This window comes from Candidatus Hydrogenedentota bacterium, assembly GCA_035416745.1.
Lineage (GTDB): Bacteria > Hydrogenedentota > Hydrogenedentia > Hydrogenedentales > SLHB01 > UBA2224.
In genome coordinates this window covers 172,447-184,165 of sequence record DAOLNV010000003.1, presented here as the reverse complement: position 1 = coordinate 184,165, position 11,719 = coordinate 172,447, and the positions used below count along the sequence as shown (strand labels likewise).

The window sequence follows — 11,719 nt, the reverse complement described above, 5'->3', positions numbered from 1 at the left end:
GACATCATCAAGCGCGCGGCCATGATGGGTCTCGGCCGTTTTGGCGACGAGACCGTGGTTGAGCCCGTGCTCTCCGCTGCGGCGGGCGGCTCGCCGCTTGTGCAGGCAACGATCGTCCCCGCGCTCGAGCAGCTTCGCGGTCCCGCCCCGGCCCGGCGCATTCTCGAGGCTTACCCGAAACTCGATGCCCCCACGCAACTGCGCATGGTCCAGATGTTCGGCCGTAAGAACGACCCGGTCTATCTTCCTATCCTCCAAGAAGCAGCGGCCAGCCAGGACCCCGCATTTCGCATGGCCGCACTCGATGCGCTGTCCTCCTCGCGCTCGGTTGATGCCCTGCCCGTGCTGGTAACCATCGCGCGCGGGGGTTCGGAAACCGAACGCGCTCTCGCACTCAAAGCGGCCACGAATGTGGCGGGAAGCCTGGGTTCAGGCGGCAATGCCGACGCCGCGGGCGGCGCCTTTCTCGAACTCTACGGCCTGACCGAAGACCCCGTTGTCCACCGTACCGCGCTCGAGGGCCTCGCACGGTATCCGGTCGCAGCTGCCTACGACACCGTCATAAATGCCCTTGCCGATGAGACGTTGGGCGAAGCCGCGCGCGCGGCCATGCCCGGCCTGTTTGGAGCACTCGCAAAATCCGGCGAACAAGACAAGGCTCTGGAAGTGTTCAATACCGTGCTGCGCGGCGGCGCTTCCGCTGAAGTGCTCGCCGGGATGGTCTCGCGCCTCCAGGGGCTCCAGACGGCCATGGATACCACCCAATTGCTGGGCGTCGTCAAGAAGTGGCTCGTCATCGGCCCGTTCCAATGGAAGAGCGACGACGACTGGACGGCCGCCTTCGTCGGCGAGCCGGACATCAACCTCGAAGGCGTGTACAAAGACGGCGACGCCGAACGCCGCTGGACCCCCATCACCTCCGGCGACGCACTCGGGCTGGTCGACCTCATGGGCGCCATCGGCCAATACGACCGCGTGTTCGCTTATGCGTACACGGAAGTCGACGTTCCCGAAGCTGCCCCCGCGCAGGTTCGCCTGGGTTCCGACGACGGCAACGTTGTCTGGCTCAACGGCGAGAAGGTCTGGGAGAACCGCGTCGACCGGGGCGCCGCCCCCGACCAGGACGTCGCGCCCTGCCAGCTTCAACAGGGCAAAAACCGCATACTCGTCAAGATCAGTCAAGGCGCCGGCGGCTGGAACTTCATGCTCCGCATAACCAAACCCGACGGCACCGCTCCGTGGTAAGACGGCAAGAGGCCCGAAGGACTCAGACCGCCGAAGGGTTGCTTACCATCTGGTAACGCGGGCGTCCGGTCTGTATTCCCCGCCGTTCAACCGGCGACGCCGCATGCACTTTTCCGTCTTTGGCTCGGGTTGCAGGAAAAGGCCTGCGGCCGTCTTACCGCCCACCCCTTTGTGCTATGATGCGTCCCGGTGTGAACTGGGGTACGATTCACGAGTCTGGTCAGGAGGTCTTGCCATGTTCAACGGGCTTGGGATGCACTTGGGGAACCTGTCACGGCTGTCGAACGCGAAGACGCGGTCGCGGTCGCCGGAGAATCTCGACGGCGCGAAAGGACGGGGAGGCATGGCAACCGACGGGACCGGCGCCCACTGCGCACGCGACCTCGGGCAAGGCTGGAAAATCTCGCCGTCGGTCAAAATCGAGCCGGGGCAAGTCTTCGAACTGGCGAACATCGACGGTCCCGGCGCGATACAGCAAATCTGGATGACGCCCACGGGCAGATGGCGCTACAGCATCCTGCGGGCCTATTGGGACGGCGAGAAGGCGCCCAGCATTGAAACCCCCGCCGGGGATTTCTTCTGCATGGGCTGGGGCGAATACGCGCAGGTGAATTCCCTGCCCGTATGCGTGAACCCGGGAAGCGCTTTAAATTGCTATTGGGAAATGCCCTTCCGCAAACATTGCCGCATGACCTTCGAGAACCTGGACGAAGAACCCATGATCCTCTATTACCAGATCAACTACACCTTGACCGATGTGCCCGAGGACGCCGCCTACCTCCATGCCCAGTTCCGGCGGACCAATCCGCTTCCCTACAAACAGGTGTATACCATCGCCGACGGCATCAAGGGCAAGGGGCATTACGTCGGCACCTACCTGGCCTGGCAGGTCAACAACACGGGATGGTGGGGCGAGGGCGAGATCAAGTTCTTCATGGACGGCGACTCCGAATTCCCAACCATCTGCGGGACGGGCACCGAGGACTACTTCTGCGGATCGTACAACTTCGACCGTAACGGCCAGTATACGCCGTTCTGCACCGCCTACTCGGGTTTGGCCCAGGTGATTCGCCCTGACGGCGCATACCGGTCGCAACAGCGTTTCGGCCTGTACCGCTGGCACATCATGGACCCCGTACGTTTCGAACAGGACCTGCGGGTCACCATCCAGGCACTTGGATGGCGCAGCGGGGGACGTTACCTGCCCCAGCAGGACGACATCGCATCGGTGGCCTATTGGTACCAGGCCGAACCTCACGCCCCTTTGCCGAAACTGCCCGCAAAAGACCAGCTCGAGGTAATCTAAACGGGTAACGGAGCGCCGCCCATGACCTTTCGCGAGCTCAATGTGGCTATCTTCCGCAGGGAGCCGGTCAGGGAAATCTTATGGCAACCGCGCATCGAGCATTGGTACGAGACGCATCGGTTGCAGAACACCTTGCCGGAGCGCTATCGCGGGATGTCGCTGCTCGAGGTCTTCGACGACATCGGCTGCTCCGTGAGACCGTACTGGGCGTTCAATCCCACCATTCGAATCGAGCTGCCCGAGGATACGCGTAAAGAGAGCCGCGATGACGGCTCCCGCACCATCGAAACCCTGTACACGCCGGTGGGCAACCTCGTGACGGTGAGCCAGCGCACATCCCTGGCAAGTCACACCGTCAAATACCCCGTCGTCACACCCGCCGACATGCGTGTGATGGAATGGGTGTTACAGCATCGCCGCGTATGGTTTGACAAGGACGCCTACCGCCGGGCCTGCGCGCGAATCGGCAACCGCGCCGCGCCCTCCATTTACATCCCGCGGATCAACCTGATGCGGATTCTCATCGATTTCATGGGTTTCGAGGGCGGCATGACCGCCATCTGCGAGTATCCAGAGGAGACCGACCGTTTCGTCGCCGTGATTAACGAAACCGACGGCCCCATACTCGACGTCGTCTGCGCATGCCCCATAGATATCGTGAATTTCGGCGATAATGTCCACCAGGCGCTGTGTCCGCCGCCGTTTTTCGAGCGTTTCGTGCAGCCTGAATACCGCCGCCGCAACGAGCGGCTGCATGCGGCCGGGAAAGCGACCTACCCCCACTGGGACGGCGACTGCGGTCAACTCCTCCCGTATGCACGCGATTGCGGGTTCGACGGCGTTGAGGCCATCACGCCGGTCCCGCAAGGTGACGTGACCCTCGAGCAGGTCCGCGACGCCCTCGGCAGCCTCATCCTCGTCGACGGGATCCCCTGCACGGATTTTCTGCCCGCCGAACCCATTGAGGGGCTTGTCGAAAACACGCGGAAATGCATCGAATACTTCGCGCCCCATCTCATTCTGGGCATCTCCGACGAATTATCCCCCGCCGGGGATATCGAGCGGGTCCGTCTCGTCAGCGACATCGTTCGCGAACACAACGCTGTGGCCCGGTAGCTCCAGAAAGCCTGGGCTCAAACACGGTCGTTGCACCTTTGTTCCCCGTGCTTCCGTTCCGGCTGTCAACACAAGAGCCCGCGACGCATCGCGGGCTCTTGAGGATGCAGTAAGCGCTGGCACTCAGCCCAGGGTATACCCATTCTGGTAAGGGCGCGCGATCCACTCGTTGGCCTTTTGGACCGCTTCGGCCGGGCCGCCCGTGAACTGCTCCGCCGCGGCATCCCAGGTAAGTTTCGCGCCGGCGAGATACGCCGCGTTGCCGATGTGGCATACGGTGCTCGAATTGTGGCACGACGCCACGTGGCTGATGGGCTTTTCGCCCGAACGGATGCAGTTGACGAAGTTCTCTAAATGCGGCTCGTACAAGACCGCCGCGTTATTGCTTTCCTTAGCCTCGGCGGATTCGTACTCGCCCGGCTCGGGCACATACTGCTGGCAAGCGCCCGGAATCAGCTTGTATCCCGAGCGGCTGAGTTTCAGCGTGCCCTTCGTACCGTAGAAAATGATCCCGTGGTTGTCGGCCGGCACGATCTGGTCGCCATAGGAATTCCACACCCGGTTGGTGAACGTAAGCAAATAGTTGTCGAATTCCCAGCTCACGTTGATGGTGTCGGGTGTGGTGCGGTTGTCGGTGATAATGAACTTCCCGCCCGACGCCGAGACGGTCTTCGGTGGTTTGTCTTCGCCCATGGCCAACAACACGATATCCACGAGGTGCACGCCCCAGTCCGTGAGTTTGCCGCCCGCGTAATCGTAGAACCAACGGAAGTTATAGAGCCACCGGTTCACGTTGAACGGTTTGTGCTCGACCCAGCCCTGGTACGTCTCCCACGGCCCGTAGGTCTTCCATTTCTCGGGATCCGTCACGTCAGGCGGGTTACCGATGCCCGACGGAGCCAGCATGTCGATCGAGAACGTATCGACGTGGCCGATCTGTCCAAGCGTCCCGTTCTTGACAATCTCGATGGCTTCCTTAAACTGTTCGCCGCTGCGCTGAATTGTGCCGCACTGGAACACGGTATTGTTTTTCTGTGCGGCCGCAAGCACGGCCTGGCCTTCTTTCACCGTGGTGCTGAGAGGCTTCTCGCAGTACACCGCCTTGCCCGCGTTGCACGCGGCAATCGCGATCATGGCGTGCCAGTGGTCCGTCGTCGAGCAAATCACCGCATCGACGTCCTTGTTGTCGATGATCTCTCTGTAGTCTTCGTGGACGGTTGCTTGGGGGTTCTTCGCCTGAGCCATTGCGTGCCCTTTGCCGCGGTTCCGCGGATGGAGGTCGCACACCGCGATCGGCATGACGTCAGGGCGCTGCATGTTGTACTTCAGATTTCCCGATCCCATCACGCCAAGGCCGATATGGCCGGTGCGAATCATCTCGTTTGCCCCCAGCACGCCCGAGGGGAGAATCGACTTATATATGTCCGCGCGGGCCGTCTTCACCACTGCCGCCCCCGCCGTAATGCCCGCCGCTGTCTTGGCCGCATCGCGCATGAACGCCCGGCGGCTCACTGCCTTCTTGCCTGCCATCGCTTACCTCCATTGTCTGAATGCGCGGTCGCTTGATACGCGCGTGGTTGCTCCGATCGGCCGCTGGACGGGCCGGTGTCGAAAATCGCAGTCATGGTACTCCAAAAACGGGCGCGTTTCCAGAAAAACGGCGCAAAACACCGGCTTGAACGTGCCGGACCCGTTTTCCTATGCTAACGAGGAAAACGGGCCGCGCCGCAGGGGACCAGGCGCGTTTGCAGACCTGCCATATACGGGAGAGAGGACCGATCATGCCAAAGGACCTGAATTTCGCCGTGCTGGGGCTTGGGATGGGGATGAATCATTGCCAGGCAATCGTCGACGCGAAAGGCGCCCGTCTTGCCGCGGTGTGCGACCATGACGAAGCCCGGCTCAAAGAAGCCACGACAAAGTTCGGCTGCGAGGGCTACGCCAGGTACGCTGACCTCCTCAAGAACAAAGACATCGACGCCGTCTGCATCGCCACCGAGAGCGGCCTGCACGCCAAGCACGGCATTCACGCCGCGCGCGCGGGCAAACACCTGCTCGTCGAGAAGCCCGTCGACATTACCCCTGCCCGCATCAAGCAACTGCGCGACGTGGTGGAACAGACGGGCGTAAAATGCGGTTGCGTGTTTCAATCGCGCACCGAACCGCTGAACCTCCGTCTCAAGAAGGCCATAGACGGCGGCAAACTCGGCAAACTTATCGGGGTCCATGCCCAACTGCCCTGGTTCCGCGCCCAAAGCTACTACGAAGGCCCCCACGGCTCGTGGAAAGGCACCTGGAAACTCGACGGCGGCGGCAGTTTGATGAACCAGGGCATTCACACCGTGGACCTGATCCAGTGGCTCGCGGGACCCGTGGAGAGCGTCTGCGGGTTCACGGGCGTTTTCGGCCACAAGATCGAGGCCGAGGACCAGACCGTCGCCATTCTGAAGTTCGAATGCGGCGCCCTGGGCACTCTGGTGACGACCACCTGTACTATCCCCGACCAGAGTCAGCGCATCCTCGTCTACGGCGAAAAGGGCTCGTTCACGAAGACCGCATATCTTGAACACTTCGAGGCGGGCAGCATGAGAGAGCGGCAGCAGATGATGGAATGGTACGGACAAGAGAAAATCAGCAAGCTCGGTCGAGACCCGTTGGCCGTCGGGTCGGCTGGCCATGTCAGGCATGTCGAAGACCTCGTAAAGGCCATCCACCAAAACAGCAAACCGGCCATCACCATCGAAGACGCCACCCACCCCGTCGAGATCGCCTGCGCCATCTTCAAATCGGCCAGAACAGGCAAGGTCGTCAAGGTGAAAGACATGCGCAGGTGACTCCAGAGCACCCGCGGCCCAAACCGGCTAAGACCTCCTGCCGGACAACTGGGAACGCTGAGGGTTTCGCTGTCCCGTGACATTATCAAACCGCTCTCGTTCACGGTACGAGGCAGGGAACCCGTGCCGCGGCTTTACGTTGGACGACTGCCCCGAGATCATCGGCGACCAGATTGCGCGCGTCGTGGCCTGGAACTCGGACAGCGACGTGAGCAGGTTAGCAAAGCGGCCAATACGCGTGCGATTCGTCATGAAGGACGCTGACCTGTACTCTTTGCGCTTTCGGTAATCCCACGGAACCCTGTCGAATCGATTCGGTGTCCGTTTACGGCGCGGTAATGACGAACCACGCAAAACTCTTGGGCGGCATGGATACGGGGATTTCGATGCGGTAATCGCGGTCGAGAGCATACTCCTTCGCCGGCGAATTGCCTTCCGCGACCAGCGCCTTCCCGGTCAGGCCCGTGTAATACAAGCTCGGGGCGATGGTGCGTTCGACGGGCTCGTCGAGCGGATTGAACACGACCAGCATGCCCTTATGCACGAGATTCGGGTTGACGTGAAGCATCCAGTCGATGTCACGACCATCGGCGCGGCGTCCGTGCACAAGGTCGCTCTCGAATATGTCGCGGTACTCCTTGAACCAGGCCACCCAACGCGCGACCATCTCCTTCGTGCGGACGGTATCGTACAGACGCGGTCCGCGGTAGCACGCTTGCACTCCCATGGCGAGGTTGCTGATGAGCATGCGCTCGTAGTGGTCGAGATGTTCGTCGAGGGGTTCGATAGTGGCTTCGGCGCCGCCCCCGTGATACTCGGTCAAGGGTACGAACATCCAGCCCATCGAGGGGGTCTTCTCCCAGGTGCCGTCATAGATGTTCTGCCGGGTATGAATCACCTGCTGGGCGCGAGGCAGCGACCAGTTCACTTCGCGGTAACCCATGGCGCACTTGCTCGAGCCCGCAAGGTAGTAATAGTCGGGTACGTTGAGATATACGCCCTTTGCGCGGCACCATTTGTAGAAATCGGATATCGCGCGCCACTGCAACCACTGCGAATCCTCGAGGCCGCGGTGCCCGGGGTGCGCGGCCGACATGCAGACATCCCCCGGGTACGACCCGTCATGTTCCAGAAGCCGCATGCCGGTCCTGTCGTAGAACTGGTAGAGTTTTCGGAAATAGTCCATGCCCCACTGGCTCAACAGGCACGGCGAGTTGCCGAACGTGGGGCTTTGGCCCTCGGGCATGACGACATCGTTCGCGTCGTCGATACGGCGGGACGCGAGCAAGGAATATCCGCCGATCTCGACGCCTTTTCCGGCCGCATACTCAGCATACCGTCTCATCTCGGCAAGATAGGCCTCGCTGTCGTCCTCGATGTTGAACCCGCTCCCGAAAGTCATAATCACCATCTCGAAGCCCACTTCGGCGCATTGGTCGATGGCGAGCTTCACGGCGTCCCAATTGGCGTACCGCACGTGAATCATCAGCGGGTTCTCGGTCACCCACGGCGCGATCGCGCGGTACATGCGCCGCTGGGCAAGGCCTTGCCGCTCGCGGTCGTAGGTGTCAAAGGGCATGACGAACGCGCGGAACGACTCGAACGCCTTGCCCGGCGCCAAATCCACCGCCGGGCCCAACTCGGGCCGCACCTCGAGCAGGCACGGCGTCGCGCAGACGTAATTCACCTGGGTGGTGTAGTCGGGATCCGGCGCCCAGTGGACCGCGAACCGGCTGCTGCCCATGGCGGTCCCGCCCTGAAACGCATAATCGGATTCAACATGAACATTGGGCAACAGCAGGGCCGTGCGCGAGGAATCCACGTCGGAGCCGCGTTCGACCGCCGCCAGTATCTCCGTGGTGAACCCGTCGATGCGCACGGTTTCGGCGCCGTCGTTATGAATGGTGAGCCATTTGCTCATAACCGGCTCCCCGTCGTACAACTCGTAATGCACCGACACGCGAATGTCCGGCCTCGCTTCCCCCGAAGCGTGCGTTTCAGGCATGTGGTAGTCCATGCGCAGATAGACTCCTTCGGGAGGCCACTCGGCGCCTGGAGCGTGATGGCGAACCCGGTTCCACGCCATCCGTTCCGATGGTTCACCAACTTCAAACCCCGAGAACTGAAACGCGGACGGGTCCGCCGTCAACGCGTCGAGCCAGTCCGGCTGCAGATACGCGTAGTTGGGCTGGCCCTTGAGGCCTCCGACATCGTAGGAGACGCCGTTGACGGCAACCCGCGCTTCCGGCTTTACCCCGCGAAGCACCGCCTCGTCCGTGATGAGGTTGTCGAGCGCGACCGTCGCGGCATTGGGTGCGAGACGAAAGGTCCGGCTCACTAGACCGTTGCTCAGGACAATCTCGTTGTCGTGCGCCGTTCGGTACACGGCGGCCCCGGCATCCGGCGCCCTCACCAGCCAGTCGCCGCCGTAGCGCCCCGCCTCCTTGTTATATAACGGCAAGTCGGCCGTGGAAACAGTCCCCGGGAGCGCCGTAGAAGCAAGACACGCGAGGCCGGCCAACACTCCAACCGCACACAGGCGTTTTACAGACGAGATAGGCCCCATATCGACGTACTCCTTTCGGGGAATCCGGCTTTTCTTGCCGCGCGCGCAAAGCCTCCGTGACGTCTTCCTTTGTTTCGTAAACGCTCCGATCCGTTCAGATTTCCCGCTGGTATTCGGCTGTATCGCAATCTCTTCATTGGTTTCCCTGCCCTTCTTCTCCGGCCTTCGCCTGCTTTTTTTTCCTTGCCCACTCATTTTCGAACCGGGGCCGGGGTTTCCAACGCCGGTGAATCCACAACCATTGCTCGGGATGCTCGCGCACCAGCGCCTCAACGGCATCCTGACAACGTTGTGAATTCTCCAGCAGATTGGCCCGCAGGCCTCCTTCCGTTTTCAGGGGCAGGGGAGGCGTAATCCGCAACACGTACCGGCCGTCGTCTTCGCGTATCATGGCCAATGCATGAACGGGGACCTTCGCGCGGGCAGCCAACATGGCCGGAGCGGCGGTCCCCCAGGTGTCGACGCCGAAGAAGCGCACGGGAACCGCGCTTTCGTGCGGGTTCTGATCAACAAGGATACCCACCGCCCAACCCTCTCGAAGGAGTTTCAGGATTTCGGGTCCCGCCTGGGCCTTTTCGACGGTCTTGACGCCGTTCGAGCCGCGGACACGATCGATGAAGGCGTTCAGGCGCGGGTCGTGCAACGGGCGAACGACCTCCGCAGTGGATAGTCCCAGGCGCACGAACGTCCCGGCCAGCCATTCCCAGTTTCCGAGATGCGCGCCGATGAAAATGGCGCCGTGACCGCGCCCGAGGTGTTCCGCGCCTTCGACGCGCACCCACCGCCGGAAGAAGGCATCATCAACCAGTAACGGAATGCGGCTGAATTCGGCTGCGACAATCCCGACGTTCTTCACGGATTCCCTGAGAATCCCGACCTTGTCTGCCTCAGAGAGCGTACCGGCGTAGGCCAGCTCGAGATTACCGCGCCCGACCCGTTTGATTCGGGGAACAACGTGATACGCAACAACGGCGAGCCCCCGGCCCAACGCGCGCGCCCACGAAAGCGGAATCAGGCGCGTAAACCAGGCGAATCCCAGACACAGCGTTGTCAAAAGCCACACTGCCACGGGGTTCCGGCGGCGGGGCACGGTTACGCCTCGAGGACGACGGTCTGCCCAAACATCGGCGCGAATTTCCGTGCTTGGCCGTTAGTGTTCGCGGACATCCAATCGATGGCGTCGGGATCGCCGTGGACAAAAACGATGTTCTTGGGATTCAAATGCTCGATCAAGCGCCGGAGATCATCCCGGGAAGCGTGGGCGCTGAAGCTGAACTGTTGCCGGTTTTCGAGGCGGATCTTGACGTTGCGTCCGGGCGTCTCGAAAGCCATTTTGTCGCCCGTGTTCGCGTGCAAAAGACGGTATCCCAAGGTGTCAGGATCCAGATAGCCGACGAAAAAGATGCCATGCCGCCGCGACTTCACCATCTCCTTGGCAATCATGGCCGAGGGCGTATTCTCGACCATCATGCCGGACGTCGCCACAATAATGCAGGGGTCGTCAAGCAGGTCGTCAACGGACTCGGGTTCCCAGACGTTGCCCACCCTGCCGAATTCGTCAAGAGGCCGTAAGTCGGCTGCCGGACGCAGGTAGTCAAGATGATCGTTGTAGATTTCGTAAATGGCCCGCCCCAACCCGGAAGCGTAAACGGGGACGCGCGGAATCATGCGGGACCGTTTGAGCCGTGCGATGATATTCAAGAGCTCCTGGCTCCGCCCCAAGGCGAACGCCGGCACAAGCACCACGCCGCCGGATTCGACCACTTTGGTGGCCTCCACGGCGAAGCGCTCCATCTCCGCTTCATAGGTCCGGTCGCCTTCATACTTCTGGGCGCCCCGCGTACTCTCACAGATCAACGTATCGACCTGGATGTTGTCTTCAATCAGAACGTGCCCGCTCATCAGTTCCTGATGGGTAAGGCATATATCGCCCGTATAGAACACCGTATGCCCCGGGAAACGCAGCAGAATGCAGGCGCTGCCCAAGACATGGCCCGCGGAACGAAACTCTGCGCGCACCGGGCTCTGATAGGTAAGCGCAAACTCGTGGCCTGTGTCGAGGCCATCGGTGCGGCGCAGGGCGAATCCCACGTCCTCATGGCTATACAACGGGTACCCCCGCACGCCCTGATTGCGCTCGAGCATTTCCATCACCGACACGCTGTTGTGCAGCATGCGGTCCATAATCGGCACTGTCGGGCGCGTCGCGTACACGAAAAGGCCCGGATACTGCCGTAACAGACAGGGAACCGCCCCGCAATGGTCCACGTGCCCGTGAGAAACCAAAACCACATCGGGCGCCCGGGTCAAAAGCGACAGATCCGGCAGGGCCTCCAGGCCTTCTTTCTTCGGATGTATACCGCAATCCAGGACGATGTCCGTGCCGGCTCCACTCACGAGATAGCTATTCGCGCCGATTTCCGAACCACCGCCTAGAACGGTAAATTCAACAGTGTTCACGTAACAGTCTCCACAAGAGAGGATTTTAGGCCAGAGAGTTCCATGACGTCAACAGAATCCCTGGGCGTCCTCCGCAAACGGCCTCAACACGCGTCCAGAGCGCGGCATGGCCACCCCCCGCTCGCGAGCCGGTTCTTCGCTGGGAATGGCGGCAGGCCGGCTGTGGCGGGGATATCCAGGCCTGCGTTCTTT

8 protein-coding genes are annotated in these 11,719 nt (G+C 61.5%); 4 read left to right on the top strand and 4 right to left on the bottom strand.

Annotated elements, in window-relative coordinates:
- From PLJ71_02625 to PLJ71_02615, 3 genes are all read left to right on the top strand, one after another.
- A partial coding sequence (locus tag PLJ71_02625) for a HEAT repeat domain-containing protein (protein ID HQM47550.1) occupies positions 1-1,245 on the top strand: 1,245 nt, incomplete at its 5' end.
- 235 nt (positions 1,246-1,480) lie between these two features.
- Entirely contained in the window at positions 1,481-2,551 is a 1,071-nt protein-coding gene (locus PLJ71_02620) for a DUF2961 domain-containing protein (protein ID HQM47549.1), read from the top strand.
- Between the two features lie 21 nt (positions 2,552-2,572).
- Positions 2,573-3,667: a uroporphyrinogen decarboxylase family protein gene (locus tag PLJ71_02615; protein ID HQM47548.1), complete on the top strand. Its 1,095-nt coding sequence runs from the start codon at positions 2,573-2,575 to the stop codon at positions 3,665-3,667.
- Between the two features lie 123 nt (positions 3,668-3,790).
- On the opposite strand, the gene PLJ71_02610 is transcribed toward PLJ71_02615, so the two are convergent.
- On the bottom strand, positions 3,791-5,197 hold the full coding sequence (locus PLJ71_02610; GenBank protein HQM47547.1) for a Gfo/Idh/MocA family oxidoreductase: 1,407 nt from the start codon (positions 5,195-5,197) through the stop codon (positions 3,791-3,793).
- 251 nt (positions 5,198-5,448) lie between these two features.
- Between PLJ71_02610 and PLJ71_02605 the strand changes: the two genes are divergently transcribed.
- On the top strand, positions 5,449-6,501 hold the full coding sequence (locus tag PLJ71_02605) for a Gfo/Idh/MocA family oxidoreductase (protein ID HQM47546.1): 1,053 nt from the start codon (positions 5,449-5,451) through the stop codon (positions 6,499-6,501).
- Between the two features lie 325 nt (positions 6,502-6,826).
- Here PLJ71_02605 and PLJ71_02600 read toward each other — a convergent pair whose 3' ends face one another.
- The 3 genes from PLJ71_02600 to PLJ71_02590 form a co-directional block, all read right to left on the bottom strand.
- Complete coding sequence (locus PLJ71_02600) at positions 6,827-9,067, bottom strand: alpha-galactosidase (protein HQM47545.1); 2,241 nt, start codon at positions 9,065-9,067, stop codon at positions 6,827-6,829.
- Between the two features lie 133 nt (positions 9,068-9,200).
- Entirely contained in the window at positions 9,201-10,130 is a 930-nt protein-coding gene (locus PLJ71_02595) for a hypothetical protein (protein HQM47544.1), read from the bottom strand.
- A 29-nt stretch (positions 10,131-10,159) separates the two neighbouring features.
- The gene (locus tag PLJ71_02590; protein ID HQM47543.1) at positions 10,160-11,527 is read right to left on the bottom strand and encodes an MBL fold metallo-hydrolase; all 1,368 of its coding nucleotides are present in this window, start codon (positions 11,525-11,527) and stop codon (positions 10,160-10,162) included.
- Positions 11,528-11,719 lie beyond the last annotated feature (192 nt).

What these genes read in the sequence shown, in the direction of transcription:
- PLJ71_02620 (HQM47549.1), top strand. Translation starts at nt 1,481, where the DNA reads ATGTTCAACGGGCTTGGGATGCACTTGGGGAACCTGTCACGGCTGTCG.
- PLJ71_02615 (HQM47548.1), top strand. Translation starts at nt 2,573, where the DNA reads ATGACCTTTCGCGAGCTCAATGTGGCTATCTTCCGCAGGGAGCCGGTC.
- PLJ71_02610 (HQM47547.1), bottom strand. Translation starts at nt 5,197, where the DNA reads ATGGCAGGCAAGAAGGCAGTGAGCCGCCGGGCGTTCATGCGCGATGCG.
- PLJ71_02605 (HQM47546.1), top strand. Translation starts at nt 5,449, where the DNA reads ATGCCAAAGGACCTGAATTTCGCCGTGCTGGGGCTTGGGATGGGGATG.
- PLJ71_02600 (HQM47545.1), bottom strand. Translation starts at nt 9,067, where the DNA reads ATGGGGCCTATCTCGTCTGTAAAACGCCTGTGTGCGGTTGGAGTGTTG.